Origin of the sequence: Zooshikella harenae, from assembly GCF_018837975.1 — a bacterium.
In the GTDB taxonomy this organism is placed as follows: domain Bacteria; phylum Pseudomonadota; class Gammaproteobacteria; order Pseudomonadales; family Zooshikellaceae; genus Zooshikella; species Zooshikella harenae.
In genome coordinates this window covers 1-19408 of the sequence record NZ_JAGSOY010000004.1, presented here as the reverse complement: position 1 = coordinate 19408, position 19408 = coordinate 1, and the positions used below count along the sequence as shown (strand labels likewise).

The window sequence follows — 19408 nt, the reverse complement described above, 5'->3', positions numbered from 1 at the left end:
AGTCTAAAAGTGATTTGTCTAGGGTATTACGAAAAGCGTTTAGACCTTTTTCATATCGGGTGTCAGGTAGGGATGAATTAACTGAAGAAGTGATTTAAAGCACTTTGGATTGCCGCATACTACCTGGCCACTGTCAAAGTAACTGTGAGAGCCACTAAAGTCACCAATCAGTCCACCTGATTCAAGGATCAATAAAATACCTGCTGCCATGTCATATTGATTAAGGCCGTACTCCCAAAACCCATCAAGCCGTCCTGCAGCAACATAGGCAAGATCAAGTGCAGCAGCTCCACCACGACGAATACCTGCTGTTTTCTCAGCAATACTTTTCATCATGCCAAAATAGGCTTCAGCATGTTTCATTTGATCTTGACGGAAGGGAATACCAGTACCAATTAAGGTGTCATGCATTTGCTTTCTATTGCTTACTCTAATGCGGTGACCATTGAGTTGGGCACCTTTACCCCGTGAGGCAGTAAATTCCTCTCCACGGATGGGGTCAAGTACGACAGCATGTTCTATGCGGCCTCTGTATTGGCAAGCAATGGATACTGCAAAGTGGGGGATACCATGTATAAAGTTACTGGTGCCATCAAGGGGGTCAATAATCCAAAGATAATCTTTGCCACTGTCTTTACCTTCCCTATGCCCAGATTCTTCACCAAAGATACTATGGTCAGGGTAAGCTTTGCGCAGTGCTTTAATGATGGTTCGTTCTGCAGCTGTGTCAATTTGAGTAACGAAATCGTGGGGACCTTTTTCAGTCACTTCTAAGCGGTCTAATTGTTCATAGCCACGGAGTATGACTTCTCCTGCGCTTCTTGCTGCACGCAGGGCAATGTTGAGCATAGGTTGCATAGCGACTCATCTACCTGAGGTTTTAAAGAACATAAGGTGCCAACTATATCAAATACTTTGCAGTTCAATAAGTCGCATGACTACTTATTTTTGACGAGAGCAGTGTTATGTGGATATAGCATAAGCAACTTTGTCCTACTTTACTTTCTGAAAGTTACATAGAGCCTAATCGTCGGTTTTGTTACACTAGTGGGTATCATTATGCTTAGTAATTAGTAACTCTAGTTTAGAAGTAGCATTAGCCTGCTAAATGAGAGTTTTTTTCCTACCCTGCATATTTTATATCCTCAAAGCTTGCACTTTAGAGTGCTATGTATTTAATGGTGAATAGCAAAGCTTTAAAGCGATTTGTGAAGGGTATACTTTAAAAGGCGTTTGAATTTTTTTGTGAGTTGAGGTCAGTAAGGTCAGTGTTAGAACACATTCGTATTGTTTTAGTGAATACTTCCCATCCCGGTAATATTGGTGCTGTTGCCCGAGCAATGAAAACCATGGGGCTAACAAAGCTGATGCTTGTTTCTCCCGATGAATTTCCTCACCCTTATGCTACCAGTCGTGCCGCCGGTGCAGATGATATCTTGCAGCAGGCAGTAGTGGTTGAGTCTTTAGCTGATGCTGTGGCTGATTGTCAGTTGGTCATTGGGACCAGTGCTCGGCAGCGTAAAGTACCTTGGCCTTTAGTAAATCCTCGGGAATGTGTTCAACAGCTTTTAGTTGAAGCCCAGCAGGGTGAGGTTGCACTGGTATTTGGTCGAGAAGAGCATGGTCTGACAAATGATGAGTTGGCTTTATGTCAGCTACATGTCCATATTCCCGCCAATGAAACATACAGCTCGCTTAATCTTGGTGCTGCAGTTCAGGTCATGACTTATGAAATTAGAATGCAAGTGCTGGAGGCTAGTCAAAGCGAGGTAATTGAAGCTTTTTCTGGTCATGATACACCACTGGCCACCAGCGCTGAACTAGAGCATTTTTATCAACACCTTGAGCAAACTCTACAAGAAATAAATTTTCTCAAAAGTGCTTCAGCACACTCAATGATGACTAAACTTCGACGAATATATCAACGTGCTCGTTTAGAACAGCAGGAAGTGCAAATTTTGCGTGGAATTTTAAGCCAGACGCAAAATAAGGCAAAAAATAAATAACTTTGGTCAGGGACTGGCTGTTAAATAACTAAACATTAATGATGCCAGAGGCTTGAACCAGGAACGATTACACAATCATTTTTTACAGGAGTGGTTATGTTTGAACGGGTCAAAGAGGATATTGCCAGCGTTTTTCATCGCGACCCTGCAGCACGCAATGCTTTTGAGGTATTGACCAATTATCCTGGCGTGCATGCTATATTGCTCCACCGTTTAAGTCATAAGCTATGGGTTAAAGGCTTCAAGTGGTTAGCCCGTTTTATTTCTAACTTTGGACGCTGGATGACGGGGATTGAAATACACCCTGCAGCTAAGATTGGCCGTCGTTTTTTTATCGATCATGGAATGGGGGTTGTTGTCGGTGAAACAGCTGAAATTGGTGATGATGTTACGCTTTATCAGGGAGTAACGCTTGGTGGTACAACCTGGAATAAGGGTAAACGTCATCCAACCTTGGGTAATGGGGTAGTCGTAGGTGCTGGTGCCAAAATTTTGGGGCCTTTTACTGTAGGTGATAATGCTAAGGTTGGTTCAAACGCGGTTGTAACGAAGGAAGTGCCAGATGGCGCAACGGTTGTTGGTATACCAGGTAGAATCATCAAGCATGCAGAAATGTCCCAAGAGGATGCAAAACGGCAGGCAATGGCTAACAAGATGGGATTTGATGCTTATGGTGTGGCTGACATGCCTGATCCAGTAGCTAAGGCAATGACAGGTATTTTGGATCATATGCTGGCGGTTGACGATAAAATTGTTGTCATGTGTAAGGCATTGAAAGACCTTGGTGTTGATTACTGTGATAACAATCTGCCTACTTTGAATGAAGAAGATTTTGAGTGTGTCAGTGAGCATCCGGTGGAAGCTCATGAATCCGAGGTGACAGCTTCTTGTGTAGAGGAACAAGTTACTCAGGAAGAAAAAATTAAAGAAACGTATGAAAGTTAGAGATAATAACTGACTAGATAGACACATACTTGACTAAATTATAGGGTTAAATACTTGATCGATTTACTTGGTTAAAGCATAATACGTCGCAAGACTTTTGTAATGAACTGCAGCATAAAAGAGACTGATATTATGCGTTTAACCACCAAAGGGCGCTATGCCGTTACGGCAATGCTCGATCTAGCGCTGCATGCTGAAAAAGGCCCTGTTGCATTAGCGGATATTTCTGAGCGTCAGGGTATTTCTCTTTCTTATCTTGAACAGCTATTTGCCAAACTACGTCGTTGCCAGCTAGTAAGTAGTGTGCGAGGACCTGGGGGCGGTTATCGTCTCAGTCGTGAAAGTTCAGGTATCTATGTCGCAGAAGTTGTTGATGCCGTTAATGAAACGGTTGATGCGACTCGTTGCCATGGTAGTAATGATTGTCAACGGGGTGATATTTGCCTCACTCATCACTTGTGGTGCGATTTAAGTAACCAAATTCATTCCTTTTTGAGTAATATCAGTCTCGCAGATTTGGTGGCGCGCCGTGAAGTACGCTTTGTAGCTTCACGTCAGGATGAAAAACAGCAAATAAAACAAGATCATCCTTCGCTAGATCCTTCGCAAGATGAGCGCATTAATACGTCACAGATTATATAATTTGCCTGATTGAATAGATTAGCCTTTTTGTTGGAGTTGTTAACCTCATGAAGCTTCCGATTTACTTTGACTATGCAGCGACCACACCTGCAGATCCCCGTGTTGCCCAAAAAATGGCTGATTACTTGACGGTGGGTGGTGTGTTTGGAAATCCTGCTTCCCGATCGCATGCCTTTGGTTGGAAAGCGGAAGAGGCTGTGGAGTTAGCGCGAAAGCAGGTAGCGGAGCTGGTTAACTGTGATCCTCGTGAAATTGTCTGGACCTCTGGGGCTACAGAGGCTGATAACTTAGCTATCAAAGGTGTTGCTCACTTTTATGGCAAGAAAGGTAAGCACGTTATTACTTCTCGTATAGAGCATAAAGCGGTGCTTGATCCTTGCCGCCAGCTAGAACGTGAAGGGTTTGAGGTGACTTATCTGGACCCTGATAAAGACGGTATTATTCACCCTGAAACCGTAGCCGATGCTATTCGTGAAGACACAATTTTAGTCTCCATTATGCATGTCAATAATGAGATTGGCGTGATTAATGACATAGCGGCAATTGGCGAAATTACGCGTAGTAAAAATATTATTTTCCATGTGGATGCTGCGCAGAGTTCAGGCAAAGTGTCTATCGACTTGGAAAGCATGAAGGTCGACTTGATGTCTTTTTCCGGACATAAAAGCTATGGCCCAAAAGGTATTGGAGCGTTATATGTGCGTCGTAAGCCAAGAGTACGTCTGGAAGCACTGATCCATGGTGGTGGTCATGAGCGTGGTATGCGTTCAGGTACTTTACCAACTCATCAAATTGTAGGTATGGGTGAGGCTTTTCGAATTGCTAAAGAAGAAATGGCAACTGAACACGCTAAATTATTAAAGTTGCGTAACCGTTTCTGGGATCAGATTAAGGACATGGAAGAAATATATGTGAATGGTAGCTTCGAGCAGCGCGTTGCTAGCAACCTCAATGTAAGTTTTAACTTTGTTGAAGGTGAATCATTAATTATGGCGCTGAAAGATCTGGCGGTCTCTTCTGGTTCGGCGTGTACTTCTGCCAGCCTTGAGCCATCTTATGTATTGAGAGCGCTTGGCCTGTCTGATGAATTAGCGCATAGCTCTATTCGCTTCAGTTTTGGCCGCTTTACAACCGAAGAAGAAATTGATTATGCCGCTCAGAAAGTGCGAACCGCCGTGGATAAGTTAAGAGAGCTATCGCCTTTGTGGGATATGTATAAAGATGGTGTTGACCTAAGTAAGGTTGAATGGGTTGCCCACTAATAAATTTGCCTGATTTCGTGCTGAGGAGTTAACCAAATGGCTTACAGTGATAAAGTCATAGACCATTACGAAAACCCCCGTAATGTGGGTAAAATGGATATCGCAGACCCTGCAGTAGGTACAGGTATGGTAGGTGCACCAGCTTGTGGTGATGTCATGCGTTTGCAGATTAAGGTGAATGGTCAAGGAGTGATTGAAGATGCCAAATTTAAAACCTATGGTTGTGGCTCTGCAATTGCTTCAAGCTCACTAGCGACTGAGTGGATGAAAGGTAAGACGCTGGATGAAGCTGCGCAGATTAAGAATGCCATCATTGCAGAAGAGCTGGCATTACCTCCTGTAAAAATACACTGTTCTGTGTTAGCGGAAGATGCGATTAAAGCTGCTATTCAGGACTATAAAAGCAAGCAATCACCTGAGTCTGACATTACTAACAATACTGCTGCTGGCTAAACGCTACTGACAGTTGAAGCGAACGATGCTGTAAAGCGCTTGCCTTTACAGCATTATTGCTATTAGAGGAGTCATTTATGGCAATTACAATGACCACTGCAGCCGTCCAACATATCAGTCAACAGATAGCTAATCGTGGCAAGGGTCATGGTATTCGCTTAGGGGTAAAAACGACGGGCTGTTCAGGTTTAGCTTATGTGCTGGAGTTTGTTGATGATGCAGCTCCGGAGGATCAGCTGTATGAGCAGGATGGCGTTAAGCTCTACGTTGACCCAAAAAGTTTAGTTTACCTGGATGGTACTGAGCTTGACTTTGTCAAAGAAGGATTAAATGAAGGGTTAAAGTTTAACAACCCAAACGTTAAAGGCGAATGTGGTTGTGGTGAAAGCTTTTCAATTTAACTAGGTAGTAAAGAGACCCTCGAATGCTTGAGCTAAAGCAGAATTACTTTGAGCTGTTTGCGCTTGCTCCTAGCTTTGCTATCGATAAAGCAAATCTTGCAGAAAAATATCGAGCGTTACAGCGATCATTCCATCCTGATAATTTTGCCGCTAAGTCTCAGCAGCAACAACGTTTAGCCGTCCAGTGTACTGCACATATCAACCAAGCCTATCAAGCACTGCGCTCTGATTTACTTCGGGCAGAGTATTTACTGAAGTTACAGGGGGCGGATCCTCAGTTAGATAGTACGACGGTATTTGACAGTGAATTTTTGATGGAGCAAATGGCGCTGCGTGAAGCGCTGGAAGAAGTGCGTTCTGCTATTGATACTGAGGTGGCCCTTCAAGAGTTGCAGGTAACTGTTGATGAGCGATTGAAAGATCTGTTTCAAGCCTTTTCAAACCTTTGGGATCAAAAAGATCCTGCAGCACTAAAGCAAGCTGTTGGTATCGTTCAGAAATTGCACTTTTTGACAAAATTGCAACAACAGGTCTCTGAGCTTGAAGCAGAGCTTTTAGACGATTTTTAACCCAAATAAGTTAAACGATTAAAGATGGCGTTGTTACAAATATCCGAACCAGGCCAAAGTCCTAAGCCGCATCAAAGAAAGCTGGCAGTAGGCATTGATTTAGGCACAACCAACTCATTGGTAGCGGCTGTTCACAGTGGTTCGCCAAAAACCCTTGCAGATGAGCAGGGCCATCACATACTCCCTTCAGTCGTTCATTATCAGGCTGATGGGGTTCGAGTAGGGCTTGAAGCCAAGCAACAAGCGGCAGATGACCCAGAAAATACCATTATCTCAGTTAAGCGAATGATGGGGCGAGGCCTTCATGATATTCAGCAGCAGGGTAATTACTGTCCCTATCGATTTGTTGATAATGGTGGGATGCCTAACTTGCTTACATGTGCAGGTGAAGTTAATCCTGTTCAGGTATCTGCTGAAATCTTAAAGGTACTTGTTGCCAGAGGTAAGGCTAGTCTGAGTGGCGACTTAGTGGGGGCTGTTATTACTGTACCGGCCTACTTTGATGATGCTCAACGTCAGGCGACTAAGGACGCGGCTCGGTTGGCAGGCATCCATGTGTTGAGATTATTAAATGAACCAACAGCGGCAGCAGTTGCTTATGGCTTAGATCAGCGCCAGGAAGGTGTTATTGCTGTTTATGACTTAGGTGGGGGAACGTTTGATATCTCCATTTTGCATTTGTCAAAAGGTGTCTTTGAAGTATTAGCGACAGGTGGCGACTCAGCATTAGGTGGAGATGATTTTGACCATTGTATTGCTGAGTGGATTATGGAGCAGGCTGGACTTAATGCTGAAGCACTTTCAACTTCAGAACAACGCTCCCTCCTTTCAACAGCATGTAAGGCAAAAGAAGCTCTGACGGATAGTAATGAAGTTGAAATTCATTTCCTTAATTGGTCAGGCATGCTGCAGCGCACGGCATGTGATGACTTATTTCAGCCTCTGATTCAAAAAACAATACGTGCCGTTAAGCGAGCACTTCGAGATGCTGACTTAAAAGTTGACGAAGTTGCTGAAGTAGTCATGGTAGGAGGCTCAACAAGAGTACCTGCTGTTCGGCAGGCTGTTTCTTCTTTACTGTGTAGAGAGCCTTTAATTTCCATTGATCCTGATCGTGTCGTTGCTTTAGGGGCAGCTATCCAAGCTGATGTACTGGCAGGCAACAAGCGTTCTGATGATATGCTGTTACTTGATGTAATTCCATTATCGTTGGGGTTAGAAACGATGGGTGGCTTGATGGAAAAAGTCATTCATCGAAATACCACAATCCCAATAGCGAGAGCGCAAGAGTTTACCACTTATAAAGATGGTCAAACAGCAATGTCTATTCACGTTCTGCAAGGGGAGCGTGAGCTGGTAGAGCATAACCGCTCTTTGGCGCGCTTTGTTTTATCTGGTATACCTCCTATGGCTGCAGGTACTGCCAAGGTTCGGGTGACATTTCAGGTTGATGCTGATGGTTTGTTGAGTGTTAATGCTCAAGAGTTAAGTACGGGAATTGAAAGTACCATTGAAGTTAAACCATCTTATGGCCTTTCTGATCAGCTAATTTCTACTATGTTGCAGGATTCTTATCAGCATGCCCAGGATGATGCCGACCAACGTAACTTAAAAGAACAACAAGTAGAAGCTGAGCGATTGCTGGAAGCCATTACATCCGCGCTGGCTGAAGATGGACACTTGTTGAATACTGAAGAACGTCAGCATGTCGATCGTGAAGTTGCTCAACTGCGGCAATTAGCACAAGGAGAAAATGCTGCAGCTATTAAACAGGCAATTGAGCAAACTGCCAAAATTACGGATGAGTTTGCTGCGCGTAGGATGAATGCTGCTGTTAGTAAAGCATTGTCAGGTCACTCGATCGCGGATTTTGATACTGAGGAACAACGTTAATGCCACAAATAGTTTTTTTACCTCATGATGAGCTGTGTCCTGAGGGTGCTGTTGTTGAAGCAGATGCTGGTGAGTCTGTATGTGATGTGGCATTACGACATGATATTGAGATAGAACATGCCTGCGAAAAGTCCTGTGCATGTACGACATGTCATGTCGTTGTTCGCGAGGGTTATTTTTCCATGGAGCCTGCGGATGATCTGGAAGAAGATATGCTGGATAAAGCATGGGGGCTGGAGCCTGAATCTCGTTTGAGCTGTCAGGCTGTGGTAGGTGAATCGGATCTTGTGGTAGAAATTCCTAAGTATACGGTTAACCAGGTTTCTGAAAGACATTAGTGACTTTTACCTGTACAGAATTATCTTTGGTTGTATGTTGTAAAAGACTGATAGCTTTTTTACTTTTACTTTGAGGTAGATAATCAATGAGTTTGTGCTGGACTGATGTAAATGATATTGCTATTGAACTGGCAGAGCAGCATCAAGATGTCGATCCGCGCTATGTGAACTTTGTAGACTTGCGTAATTGGGTGATGGCACTACCTGACTTTGATGATGATTCACAGCGTTGTGGCGAAAAAGTTTTAGAAGCAATCCAAGCAGCTTGGATAGAAGAGGCTGACTGATTAACGGACGCTTCATCTGCTAAAAGGCTGTTATTTTACTAGAACCTGCGTATAATCCGCGGGTTTTGTGTATTATACCCATTGCCAATGATGTTATTTCAGTGGTGGGTATAGGGCATTGTTCAATTACCCATTTACCATTAACTGTTTCGGTTTTGTGGAGAAAAACATGTCAGTAGAACGTACTCTCTCAATTATTAAGCCTGATGCTGTTTCTAAAAATGTCATTGGTAAAATTTTCAGCCGTTTTGAAGAAGCAGGCCTGAAAATTGTTGCTACTAAAATGCTTCATTTGTCCAAAGAACAGGCTGAAGGCTTCTATGCTGAGCACAAAGAGCGTCCTTTCTTTAACGATCTTGTTGCGTTTATGACTTCTGGTCCAGTTGTCGTTTCTGCTTTAGAAGGTGAGAATGCCATTGTTAAAAACCGTGAATTGATGGGAGCTACTAACCCTCAAGACGCTGCACCAGGCACAATTCGTGCTGAGTTTGCATCAACTATTGATGAGAATGCAGTACATGGGTCTGATTCTGAAACATCTGCAGCACGTGAAGTAGCTTACTTCTTCAACAACGACGAAGTATGTCCTCGTACTCGCTAATTTGATTGATGTCCACGTCTGTACTGTAGGTAAGTTCACGATGAGTGATGCACAAAAAGTTAACCTGTTAGGTTTGCCGCGTCCGATGTTAGAGGCGTATTTCGAGTCTATTGGTGAGAAAAAATTTCGTGCAACTCAGGTTATGAAGTGGATTTACCACTATGGCGTGGATGATTTTGAGCAGATGACCAACCTGGGTAAAGGGTTAAGGTCAAAGATGAGTCAGTGCGCTGAGATCAGAGGCCCTAAAGTTGTCAGCTGTGATTACTCTACTGATGGTACGCGTAAGTGGATTATTGAGGTTGCTAGTGGTAGCTGTGTAGAAACAGTGTTTATTCCTGAAAGTGGGCGAGGAACGCTCTGTGTATCTTCTCAAGCAGGCTGTGCGCTGGACTGTAGTTTTTGTTCAACGGGTAAGCAGGGGTTTAACTCTGACTTAACTGCAGCAGAAATTATTGGCCAAGTTTGGATTGCTGCCAAATCGTTTAATAATGTTCCGCATAAACAGGACCGAAGTATCACTAATGTTGTTATGATGGGGATGGGGGAGCCGCTGCTGAATTTTGATAATGTTGTGGCATCCATGAACTTAATGATGGACGACATTGGTTTTGGTCTTTCAAAGCGTCGGGTTACATTAAGTACTTCAGGTGTTGTACCTGCGTTAAAAGAGCTAGGCAAGTACACTGATGTTTCCTTAGCTTTATCTCTACATGCCCCTAATAATGCCTTGCGCAATGAACTAGTGCCACTTAATAAACGCTATCCATTAGAGGTTTTATTACCTGCCTGTCAGGAATATATGAATGGCCTCGCTGATAAGCGGCGGATTACCATCGAGTACACTCTTATTAAAGATGTAAATGACCAGCAACAGCATGCTGAAGAACTTATTACGCTTTTAAAAGATATTCCTTGTAAAATAAATTTAATCCCTTTCAACCCTTTTTCTTTGTCCTCATATCAACGACCCAGCAATAATGCGATTCGTCGTTTTCAAGAGATTTTGCTGGCAGCTGGCTATAATACGACAGTACGTAAAACGCGTGGTGATGATATTGATGCTGCATGTGGCCAGTTAGCAGGAAAAGTTCAGGACAAGACTCGTCGTAGCCAACGTTATCTTCATCAAGCTCAGTTAATTAACACGAAACAGTTGCCAGTGTGAGATAGATCATAAAAAATAACAGTAGCAACATGGCAATTGTCTTATTATCTGGGGGATCAAATGAGAAAAGCCAAAGCGTTATTGTTTACTGGACTATTAGCATGGCAATTAACAGGATGTGTTAGTACGGGGGGGAAAGAGGATATTGACCGTGAAAAAGCGGCTGAAAGTTATGTGAATTTAGGTATTGCCTATTTACGTCAGGGGGATATCGAAAACGCTCGGGCAAAGCTAGAGCGTGCGTTGAAATATGACAGTGGCTCTGCTAGGGCTTTGAGTGTTTTAGCGCTAACTTACCACCAGGATGGTGAAGTTGAGCTGGCAGAAAAGTATTTCCGAAAAGCCCTATGGGAAGATCGGAGTAATGCTGAAACCAATAACAACTATGCTGCTTTTTTGTATGATATAGAACGTTACCAAGAGGCTGCAGAATATTTCCAAAAAGCAGCTAATAATACTGATTATACTGAGCGGAGTCGTAGCTTTGAAAACTTGGGTTTAACCCAGTTGAAGCTTAAAGATAAAGAAGGAGCAGAAGCTAGCTTTCGCCGGGCATTACGGTTAAACAAAGAGTTATCTCGTTCTCATCTGGAGTTGTCAAATCTGCTGTATGAGCAGTCTAACTATAGTGAAGCACGAGAGCATTATAAGGCATTTACTCAACTTGCCTCACAAGATGCACGTTCACTGCTAATAGGGATACAAATAGCCAAGGCTTTCAATGATAATGACCGTATGGCCAGTTATGGCTTACAACTGCGGAAAATGTATCCTGGTTCTTCTGAACTAAAGCAGTATCAAGGTATGATGGCGAATGAAAAACCTTAAGAAAGAAGAAATAGTTACCACTCAAGAGCAAGCCGTCTTAACGCCTGGTGCTTTATTGCGCCAGGCTCGCCTCGAGCAGGGTTTAGCTCAAGAAGTTATTGCCAATCAGCTGAAAATTTCAGTGAGTTATGTAGATGCGATTGAGCAGGATGACTTTGAGCAACTACCTGGATTAACCTTTGCACGAGGTTATGTCTGTAACTATGCAAGAAGAGTAGGCTTGAATCGTGATAACGTGGCTAAAGCCTTTGATTCTTACACAGGAAAAAAACCAGAAGCCCACTGTCCAGAACCCGTCCAGAAAGTATCAACCCAAGCGGCTGCACATACCCCCCTAGTTAAATGGTTTAGTTACTTAGTCATCATCGTTCTTGTGATTATGACTATCGTTTGGTGGCGGTATGACCTGTTAGAACGTCAAAACAGTGCTGCATTGGATGCGGATACAGGGGCAGAGCAAATTACGGTTGAGACAGTTGATGGTGAAAATGTTGTTTCAGATTTAATCCCTGACCCTGCAGAAGAAGTCGCTACTGATCATGCGCTTTCGGCCGAAACAGTTGGAAATTTTGCTGAAGAAGAGCAATCCACTCCAGAGGTTTCTGTTGCTACAGAAACTAGTTCACCCTTAGAGCAGACTGAAGAACAAAGTAACGTTGTAGGAAGTACCGGGGGGCTAGCCAGTGACCCGGTGGTGGCTGCAGAGAGCGAAGCTAATGCACCTTCAGCAGATACTAGTGTTTCATCAGCTGGGGCGATGGTCATAAATGAAAATACCCTCGAAGCAGTTTTTAAAAATGAATGCTGGGTAGAAATTCGTGATGCGAAAACTAATAAAATGTTGGCTGCTGGCTTGAAACAGGCAGGTAATTCGATGCGTGTTTCACACTCAGGCCCTATAAAAATTATATTAGGTAATGTAAGTGCTGTTAAACAATTGAAATTTAATGATAATAGCGTGAGTTTGGAGGGGCGTTCACGAGGAAATGTAGCTCACTTTGTACTAGGACAGGACTCAGAATAAATCGCTATGCAAGTTGAATCTCCCATTAAAAGACGTAAATCTAGGCAGATTATGGTGGGTAATGTACCCGTAGGTGGTGATGCACCCATTTCTGTCCAGAGTATGACGAATACTGAAACTTGTGACGTGGCTGCTACTGTTGGACAAATTAAGCAGCTGGAAGAGGTTGGTGCTGATATTGTTCGTGTTTCTGTACCTTCTATGGATGCGGCAGAAGCATTTGCAGCTATTCACCAACAGGTCAATGTCCCTCTTGTTGCTGATATTCACTTTGATTACCGTATCGCGCTTAAAGTGGCTGAATACGGTGTTGATTGTTTAAGAATAAACCCTGGGAATATTGGACGAGAAGACCGTGTGCGCGCAGTGGTGGATGCTGCACGTGATCGTAATATTCCCATTCGTATTGGTGTTAACGCAGGCTCATTAGAAAAAGAATTACAGAAAAAGTATGGTGAGCCAACGCCAGCCGCTTTGGTTGAGTCAGCTTTACGCCATATTGAGATATTAGATCGATTGGACTTTCAGGATTTTAAAGTAAGCCTTAAAGCTTCAGATGTTTTTACAACAGTAGCAGCTTATCGCCTATTGGCGGAGCAAATAGAGCAGCCTCTCCACCTGGGCATCACAGAAGCAGGTGCATTTCGTTCTGGGACAGTTAAGTCATCCATTGGGCTGGGTATGTTATTGATGGATGGTATTGGTGACACGCTGCGGGTTTCGTTAGCTGCTGATCCAGTGCAAGAAATTAAAGTGGGCTTTGATATTTTAAAAAGTCTGAAGCTGAGAGCAAAAGGAATTAACTTTGTCGCCTGCCCAAGCTGTTCGCGGCAAAACTTTGATGTCATCAAGACCATGAATGAGCTCGAAACTCGACTTGAGGATGTGACAACACCGCTTGATGTTGCAGTGATTGGTTGTGTTGTAAATGGCCCTGGTGAAGCGCGTGAAGCTGATATAGGTTTAACGGGTGGCACGCCAAATAATCTTGTCTATGAAGATGGAAAGCCCAGCTATAAAGTCACCAACAATGATTTGGTTGATGAACTGGAACGTAAAATTAGGGAAAAAATAGCTGAACGCCAGGCTGAAGAGGCCAATACCATCATCAAAGTTTAGTAAGAGATATAAAAAGAGTATGCCTCTGTGCTGGAAGTCTGATAAATAATCCGTAAACTATTTCCCCTTAACTCATGATGTGGCCACGGTGTCTAGAGACACCGTGGTTTTAGTTTGTCACTTTAATTGATAGGTAAAGAGCGTTGGCCACACAAATTCAAGCAATTCGTGGAATGAATGATATTCTCCCTAGCCAAAGTCCCTTATGGCAGTATGTGGAGCATCATATCCATGAGGTGCTGAGCGCTTATGGCTATTCTGAGTTGCGCATGCCTTTAGTTGAAAACACAGATTTGTTTAAACGCTCTATTGGTGAAGTGACGGATATTGTTGAAAAAGAAATGTACACCTTTGCGGATCGTAATAATGAAAGCATAACACTACGTCCAGAAGGCACTGCTGGTGCGGTAAGAGCAGCTCTTCAGCATGGGTTACTGCATAACCAAGTACAGCGTTTGTGGTATATGGGTCCAATGTTTCGCTATGAGCGGCCACAAAAAGGACGCTATCGCCAGTTTCATCAGCTTGGCTTAGAGTGTTTTGGTATGGTGGGACCCGATATTGATGCTGAGGTCATTATGTTGACTGCTCGACTCTGGCGCAGGTTGGGTATTGATAAGGCTGTGTCTTTACAGCTTAATTCATTAGGGACACCTGAAAGCCGGAAAGCCCATCGAGAGGCACTCATCGCTTATCTGGAAAAACACCAGGATAAGCTGGATGCGGATAGTCAAAAACGTCTATATACCAACCCGCTGCGTGTGTTGGATAGCAAAAATCCGGAAACCCAGGCTATCCTGACTGATGCCCCAATGTTGTTGGACTATTTGGATGATGAATCAAAGCAGCACTTTGAGCAGCTTAAAGCGTTACTATCTTCAGCAGGCATTGAATTTGAAGTTAATCCAAAGCTGGTAAGAGGGTTGGATTATTACACGAAAACTGTTTTCGAGTGGGTTACGGATGAACTTGGCGCTCAAGGAACAGTCTGTGGTGGTGGACGCTATGACGGCTTAGTTGAGCAGTTGGGCGGCAAGTCAATACCCGCTGTTGGGTTTGGTATGGGTATCGAGCGTTTAATTCTGCTTTTGGAAACCCTCAAGGTTGTGCCAGAGACTGTTTATAACCATGTTGATGCCTATTTGGTTGCTGCAGGCGAAAATATTACAGGATATGCTTTCCAGGTAGCAGAGTCTATTCGTAATCAAGTCCCTGGTATTCGACTACAGATGAACTGTGGTGGTGGTAGCTTTAAGAGTCAGATGAAAAAAGCGGATAAAAGTGGCGCACGGGTGGCCATTATTATTGGTGAAAATGAGCTTCAGGAAAGTACTGTTGCCATCAAGCCATTACGGGGTGAAGGTACACAGCAGGTGATGTCTCTGTCTGATGCGACAGCCTGGTTTGTTGAGCAGTCTTTTGCAGAATAGGCTTGTAAATAAAGAAACTTGTCAGGTTTTATCTTCGACTCCTGACAGGTCTTTGTTAGTCATTTTTAAGGATCTTTTAACAAAACTGGGCTTTTATGCCAAATGCCTCATGTGGAGTATAAAAATCTGATTAACAAAATGTGTGGCATTGTGGTCAAATAATTCTAAACATATACGTTTTACTTAAGCGCATCATACCCAAAGCACATGATTTTTCGGGTTTGGGCTTTTCGGGTTTGCTGGCCGTAGGATGTTCCTTGCAGGCAACATGCGGATTTTTGCAGATTTTTGCAGACTTTTTATAGGAGCTTAGGGTGGATAGTTACCGTACTGAAGAAGAACAAATTGAAGTCATCAAGCAATGGTGGAAAGAAAATGGGTCTGCGATTGTGGTTGGGCTAGCTATAGCACTTGCGGGTGTTTTTGGCTACAAAGCCTGGAATAACTACCAAGATGCCCAAGCAGCCGAGGCTTCTGCACTTTTTCAAGATGTTATTAATGTCGTTAACAAAGGACAATTTGGTACGTTGTCTGAAAATGACTTATCTACCTTTAATCATTTAGTAGGTAAGCTAAAAACTGATTATAGTAGTTCAACGTATGCTCAATTTGGAGCCCTTTTGCGAGCACAGCAGGGTGTTAAAGATGAAGACCTGGAAAAAGCGCAACAGGAACTACAATGGGTATTAGATCAAAAGCCTGAAGAAAATATTGAACTGTTAGCGAAGCTCCGCCTGGCGCGGGTTGTTTTTGCACAAAATGCTGAAAATGCTCAACAAGCGTTGGACTTGATTAAAAATGTAAATGCTAAAGCTTACCTTATGTCGTATGAACATGCGAAAGGTGACTTCTATATTGCACTTAACAAGTTAAGTGAAGCACGTGATGCGTATACCAAGGCAATTGCTGCAGGTGAAAAAGCGGAGCAAGTTGACCCTACCATTCAAGTTAAGCTTGATAACATCGCTGTCGCGAAGGAAGGTGCGTAGATGAAGCACTATATACCTCAATCTTTAAAAATAGCTACGACACTCTGCATGGCTGTGGTGCTATCAGCATGCAGTATCTTTGATTCAGAAGATGAGGTTGTGCTTGAGCCAAAGCCTCTGGTTGATTTCGAGGAAACCATCAATATCGAGGAAGTGTGGAGTAAACAGATTGGTGACGGTGTTGATGGCCATCGTTATGTCAAACTGGTGCCTGCCATTGATGGTGGCAAGTTGTTTGTTTGTGACATTGATGGTGAAGTGTATTCACTTAACTCTGACTCAGGCAAGGAAAACTGGTCAATTGAGCTTGATGAAAAAGTAATGGGTGGTGTTGCGGCTGGTTATGACAAAGTCTTTATTGGTACGCAGTCAGGTGAACTGGTTGCGTTAAGTCAAGCTGATGGTAGCGAGTTATGGCGAGCTCAGTTAAGTAGCGAGATTTTAGCACCTGCAGCGACTGATGGTACGGTAGTTGTCGTCCATACTAAGGATGATAAGCTGATTGCGCTTGATATCAATAATGGTGAGCAAGTATGGATTTATGAGGGTAGCCAGCCCATTTTAAGTTTGCAAGGTACCAGTACTCCGCTGATTGTGTCTGGCGCTGTATTCAGTGGTTTTGCTGATGGTGAAGTCAAAGCATTTGTTGCCGATAGAGGTTTCCAGATTTGGAAGCAAAAGGTAGCGGTTCCTAAGGGGCGCAATGAATTAGAGCGAATGGTTGATATTGATGGACCTCTATTACTCAGTGAAAATAAACTTTATGCCGTAAGCTTTCAGGGGAATGCAGTTGCTATGGATCCTCGAAGTGGAGGCCTACTTTGGCAACAGGAAGCATCGAGTTATGGTGGTTTAGCTCAAGGATTTGGCAACTTGTACATGTCTGGTACTGATGGGCATATTACTGCATTGGATCAGGAGACAGGTGATACTCAGTGGACTCAAACTGAGCTTGAGTATAGGAAAGTGACACCACCAGCTGCACATAGTAATTACATTGCAGTGGGAGACTATGAAGGCTACGTGCACTTTTTATCTCAGTTAGATGGGCAATTTGCTGGGCGAATTAAAGTGGATGGAGATGGTATTCAAGTAGCTCCACAGTCCGATGGTGTGTTGCTTTTTGTCTATGGCCGAGGCGGTGAGTTGGCTGCGTTGAAAGTAGGTTTAAAAGAAGAAGACTAATATGTTATTTTGAACAAAACGGCTGCTTACTCGTTAAGCAGCCGTTTTGTTTATACTCGTAGTAGAAATTGCTTCCTACTGATAGGTATCAGAGGATATGCTTTGTAAGACTATTTCGAATGCTAATGATTTGAGTTGAAGAGTAGTTTTACAAAGCAGTAGTGTATTGATCATTAAATAAAGTAGTGGCTTACCTGTGTAATCAAGGGCTTTCAGAACTGCCCTTAAGTCGTACAGTTAAGCAATCTGCTTGTGTTGAGTATTCTGTGGTATGAATCCAGTTATCGCGCTTGTCGGTCGGCCTAATGTTGGTAAGTCAACATTATTTAATCGTTTAACCCGTTCCCGGGATGCTTTAGTTGCAAACTATTCAGGACTCACCCGTGACCGCCAGTATGGGGAAGGTAGACTGGGGGAGCGGGATTACATTGTCATTGATACTGGTGGTATTTCTGGCAATGAAGAGGGTATTGATGCAGCAATGGCTCAACAATCACTACAAGCCATAGAAGAAGCAGATGCTGTTCTATTCCTTGTGGATGCCAGGGTAGGGCTAACCGCAGCTGATGAGATGATTGGGCAGCATTTACGTACCCGAAATAAGCCTACATTTCTGATTGTGAATAAGATTGATGGCATTGATGATGATGTTGCAAAGAGTGAGTTTTATCAATTAGGTATCGCTGAGACAGTCGGTATTGCTGCGGCCCATGGACGTAATGTCAGAGGCATGATCAATCAGGTAATGGAATTATTTCCCAGGCCTGAGACTGAAACTTCTCTCTTTGAGTCAGAAGAAGCATTGCTTACAGATGGACTTGATATTCCCACTGGAGAAGGTTCTATTGAGTTAGCTGAACAGTCAACATCGGCTAAATCTCAATTGGAAAGTGAGCATGGAACCAAGGTTGCAATTGTGGGTCGTCCCAATGTAGGAAAATCAACACTGGTAAACAGGCTACTGGGTGAAGAGCGGGTAGTTGTTTATGACCATGCAGGTACTACGCGAGACAGTGTATATATTCCCTTTGAGCGTAATGAGCAACGATATACCTTAATTGATACGGCAGGGGTACGACGCCGCGGACGTGTGGCAGAGTCTATTGAAAAATTTTCTGTGGTAAAAACCTTACAGGCTATTCGTGATGCCAATGTCGTCATTTTAGTGTTAGATGCTAGAACAGGATTAGTAGAGCAAGATCTTCACTTATTAGGGTTTGTGATTGAAACGGGTCGAGCATTGGTCATTGCCGTGAATAAATGGGATGGCTTAGAGCAGCGCGTTAAGCAAGATATCAAAGACGAGCTTGAATATAGGTTGGGGTTTGCTAATTTTGCCAGAATTCACTTTATTTCTGCATTGCATGGTAGTGGAGTTGGCAATCTCTACGAGTCAGTTAATGAAGCGTATAAAGCGGCAACAACACGTTGGTCCAGTAATAGACTGACACGCTTGTTGGAAGATGCTGTCGCGGAACACCAACCTCCTTTGGTTAATGGTCATCGTATTAAATTGCGTTATGCACACTTAGGAGGCTTAAATCCCCCTCTTGTTGTTATTCACGGAAACCAAACGGCGGCAGTACCACAAACTTACCAGCGGTATTTGGAAAATACTTTTCGTCGTGAATTAAAGATTGTGGGATCACCTATTCAGATTGAGTTTAGGACAGGAGAGAATCCTTTTGCGGGTAAAAAGAATAAACTTTCTGATAGACAAGTTGCCAAGAAAAAACGACTGGTTCAGCATGTAAAAAAACAAGAAAAAAAGCGCAAGAAGAAAAAGAAATAATAAAGTTATACCCAAAGCGAAGGATATACATTAAAAAAGCTGCAGTATGCAGCTTTTTTAATGCTGTGGTGGTTGCATAGCAGATTAATTCATTCATTATTTTATTGGGGTGTGTAGTTAAATGTTGGGTAATCTGATGAATTTTTATATGCTTTTAATACTTTGTTAAACGACTGGATAAAGTCTTCTGGTATGGTTTTTTTACTAAAAATAAAGTGAACTTCATTATCATGTAGTGGACAATCAATGACTGCTATTTTATCTACTGCCCCTATTTTTTTTGCATCCAGCAAAAGTGAGAGTACTTCACCTAAAACACCATCAACGCGATTGTGCAGTAGCATTTGCAAGCGTTTTTGATTATCGGTATTGGAATAAAGTAAGCGTTGAAAATTTGGATTTTTTGCTATTTTTTCAAACTCAGGTCCATACCATGTACCTAGATGAAAAGACAGTCTGAAGCCTTGTTTCAACAT

General features: G+C 43.0%; 20 protein-coding genes and 1 pseudogene. 19 read left to right on the top strand and 2 right to left on the bottom strand.

Annotated features, from left to right (window positions below; genetic code table 11):
• Positions 1–39 precede the first annotated feature (39 nt).
• On the bottom strand, positions 40–858 hold the full coding sequence (locus tag KCG35_RS02830) for an inositol monophosphatase family protein (protein ID WP_215818152.1): 819 nt from the start codon (positions 856–858) through the stop codon (positions 40–42).
• Positions 859–1268: 410 nt separating this feature from the next.
• Between KCG35_RS02830 and trmJ the strand changes: the two genes are divergently transcribed.
• The 19 genes from trmJ (at position 1269) to der (ending at position 18932) form a co-directional block, all read left to right on the top strand.
• Positions 1269–2006 (top strand): tRNA (cytosine(32)/uridine(32)-2'-O)-methyltransferase TrmJ, encoded by a 738-nt coding sequence (trmJ, locus tag KCG35_RS02825; protein ID WP_215818151.1) that lies wholly within the window; start codon positions 1269–1271, stop codon positions 2004–2006.
• A 96-nt stretch (positions 2007–2102) separates the two neighbouring features.
• Entirely contained in the window at positions 2103–2951 is an 849-nt protein-coding gene (gene cysE / locus KCG35_RS02820) for a serine O-acetyltransferase (RefSeq protein WP_215818150.1), read from the top strand.
• Positions 2952–3083: 132 nt separating this feature from the next.
• Positions 3084–3593 (top strand): Fe-S cluster assembly transcriptional regulator IscR, encoded by a 510-nt coding sequence (gene iscR / locus KCG35_RS02815; RefSeq protein ID WP_215818277.1) that lies wholly within the window; start codon positions 3084–3086, stop codon positions 3591–3593.
• A gap of 47 nt (positions 3594–3640) precedes the next feature.
• Positions 3641–4855 carry an IscS subfamily cysteine desulfurase gene (locus tag KCG35_RS02810; protein WP_215818149.1) on the top strand — a complete coding sequence of 405 codons (1215 nt, stop codon included), beginning with the start codon at positions 3641–3643 and terminating at the stop codon, positions 4853–4855.
• Positions 4856–4891: 36 nt separating this feature from the next.
• Positions 4892–5308 (top strand): Fe-S cluster assembly scaffold IscU, encoded by a 417-nt coding sequence (gene iscU, locus KCG35_RS02805; protein WP_215818148.1) that lies wholly within the window; start codon positions 4892–4894, stop codon positions 5306–5308.
• Positions 5309–5385: 77 nt separating this feature from the next.
• Positions 5386–5709, top strand: a complete 324-nt coding sequence (iscA, locus tag KCG35_RS02800; protein WP_215818147.1) for an iron-sulfur cluster assembly protein IscA — start codon at positions 5386–5388, stop codon at positions 5707–5709.
• 23 nt (positions 5710–5732) lie between these two features.
• Entirely contained in the window at positions 5733–6278 is a 546-nt protein-coding gene (gene hscB / locus KCG35_RS02795) for a Fe-S protein assembly co-chaperone HscB (RefSeq protein WP_215818146.1), read from the top strand.
• Between the two features lie 24 nt (positions 6279–6302).
• Complete coding sequence (gene hscA / locus KCG35_RS02790) at positions 6303–8171, top strand: Fe-S protein assembly chaperone HscA (protein ID WP_215818145.1); 1869 nt, start codon at positions 6303–6305, stop codon at positions 8169–8171.
• A complete protein-coding gene (gene fdx, locus KCG35_RS02785; protein WP_215818144.1) occupies positions 8171–8509 on the top strand; it encodes an ISC system 2Fe-2S type ferredoxin in 339 nt (112 codons plus the stop codon). The genes hscA and fdx overlap by 1 nt, the downstream gene beginning before the upstream one ends.
• Before the next feature lie 86 nt (positions 8510–8595).
• Entirely contained in the window at positions 8596–8796 is a 201-nt protein-coding gene (iscX, locus tag KCG35_RS02780) for a Fe-S cluster assembly protein IscX (protein WP_215818143.1), read from the top strand.
• A gap of 169 nt (positions 8797–8965) precedes the next feature.
• Positions 8966–9397: a nucleoside-diphosphate kinase gene (gene ndk / locus KCG35_RS02775; protein WP_215818142.1), complete on the top strand. Its 432-nt coding sequence runs from the start codon at positions 8966–8968 to the stop codon at positions 9395–9397.
• Positions 9398–9437: 40 nt separating this feature from the next.
• A complete protein-coding gene (gene rlmN, locus KCG35_RS02770; RefSeq protein WP_215818141.1) occupies positions 9438–10565 on the top strand; it encodes a dual-specificity RNA methyltransferase RlmN in 1128 nt (375 codons plus the stop codon).
• A 60-nt stretch (positions 10566–10625) separates the two neighbouring features.
• Positions 10626–11393: a type IV pilus biogenesis/stability protein PilW gene (gene pilW, locus KCG35_RS02765; RefSeq protein ID WP_215818140.1), complete on the top strand. Its 768-nt coding sequence runs from the start codon at positions 10626–10628 to the stop codon at positions 11391–11393.
• Positions 11380–12417: a RodZ domain-containing protein gene (locus tag KCG35_RS02760; protein WP_215818139.1), complete on the top strand. Its 1038-nt coding sequence runs from the start codon at positions 11380–11382 to the stop codon at positions 12415–12417. The genes pilW and KCG35_RS02760 overlap by 14 nt, the downstream gene beginning before the upstream one ends.
• 6 nt (positions 12418–12423) lie before the next feature.
• Positions 12424–13536, top strand: coding sequence for a flavodoxin-dependent (E)-4-hydroxy-3-methylbut-2-enyl-diphosphate synthase (ispG, locus tag KCG35_RS02755; protein WP_215818138.1), 1113 nt, complete (start codon positions 12424–12426; stop codon positions 13534–13536).
• A 143-nt stretch (positions 13537–13679) separates the two neighbouring features.
• Positions 13680–14966, top strand: coding sequence for a histidine--tRNA ligase (gene hisS / locus KCG35_RS02750; RefSeq protein ID WP_230408967.1), 1287 nt, complete (start codon positions 13680–13682; stop codon positions 14964–14966).
• Between the two features lie 314 nt (positions 14967–15280).
• Entirely contained in the window at positions 15281–15955 is a 675-nt protein-coding gene (locus KCG35_RS02745; protein WP_215818137.1) for a YfgM family protein, read from the top strand.
• Positions 15956–17140, top strand: coding sequence for an outer membrane protein assembly factor BamB (bamB, locus tag KCG35_RS02740; protein ID WP_215818136.1), 1185 nt, complete (start codon positions 15956–15958; stop codon positions 17138–17140).
• Positions 17141–17411: 271 nt separating this feature from the next.
• Complete coding sequence (der, locus tag KCG35_RS02735) at positions 17412–18932, top strand: ribosome biogenesis GTPase Der (protein WP_215818135.1); 1521 nt, start codon at positions 17412–17414, stop codon at positions 18930–18932.
• Between the two features lie 101 nt (positions 18933–19033).
• On the opposite strand, the pseudogene KCG35_RS02730 reads toward der, so the two are convergent.
• Positions 19034–19408, bottom strand: a pseudogene (locus KCG35_RS02730) (transporter substrate-binding domain-containing protein); the annotation flags it as partial.

Bases quoted from the DNA above. Each gene is read 5' to 3' on its own strand.
- KCG35_RS02830 (WP_215818152.1), bottom strand. From the start codon at position 858: ATGCAACCTATGCTCAACATTGCCCTGCGTGCAGCAAGAAGCGCAGGA.
- cysE (WP_215818150.1), top strand. From the start codon at position 2,103: ATGTTTGAACGGGTCAAAGAGGATATTGCCAGCGTTTTTCATCGCGAC.
- iscR (WP_215818277.1), top strand. From the start codon at position 3,084: ATGCGTTTAACCACCAAAGGGCGCTATGCCGTTACGGCAATGCTCGAT.
- KCG35_RS02810 (WP_215818149.1), top strand. From the start codon at position 3,641: ATGAAGCTTCCGATTTACTTTGACTATGCAGCGACCACACCTGCAGAT.
- iscU (WP_215818148.1), top strand. From the start codon at position 4,892: ATGGCTTACAGTGATAAAGTCATAGACCATTACGAAAACCCCCGTAAT.
- iscA (WP_215818147.1), top strand. From the start codon at position 5,386: ATGGCAATTACAATGACCACTGCAGCCGTCCAACATATCAGTCAACAG.
- hscB (WP_215818146.1), top strand. From the start codon at position 5,733: ATGCTTGAGCTAAAGCAGAATTACTTTGAGCTGTTTGCGCTTGCTCCT.
- hscA (WP_215818145.1), top strand. From the start codon at position 6,303: ATGGCGTTGTTACAAATATCCGAACCAGGCCAAAGTCCTAAGCCGCAT.
- fdx (WP_215818144.1), top strand. From the start codon at position 8,171: ATGCCACAAATAGTTTTTTTACCTCATGATGAGCTGTGTCCTGAGGGT.
- iscX (WP_215818143.1), top strand. From the start codon at position 8,596: ATGAGTTTGTGCTGGACTGATGTAAATGATATTGCTATTGAACTGGCA.
- ndk (WP_215818142.1), top strand. From the start codon at position 8,966: ATGTCAGTAGAACGTACTCTCTCAATTATTAAGCCTGATGCTGTTTCT.
- rlmN (WP_215818141.1), top strand. From the start codon at position 9,438: ATGAGTGATGCACAAAAAGTTAACCTGTTAGGTTTGCCGCGTCCGATG.
- pilW (WP_215818140.1), top strand. From the start codon at position 10,626: ATGAGAAAAGCCAAAGCGTTATTGTTTACTGGACTATTAGCATGGCAA.
- KCG35_RS02760 (WP_215818139.1), top strand. From the start codon at position 11,380: ATGAAAAACCTTAAGAAAGAAGAAATAGTTACCACTCAAGAGCAAGCC.
- ispG (WP_215818138.1), top strand. From the start codon at position 12,424: ATGCAAGTTGAATCTCCCATTAAAAGACGTAAATCTAGGCAGATTATG.
- bamB (WP_215818136.1), top strand. From the start codon at position 15,956: ATGAAGCACTATATACCTCAATCTTTAAAAATAGCTACGACACTCTGC.
- der (WP_215818135.1), top strand. From the start codon at position 17,412: ATGAATCCAGTTATCGCGCTTGTCGGTCGGCCTAATGTTGGTAAGTCA.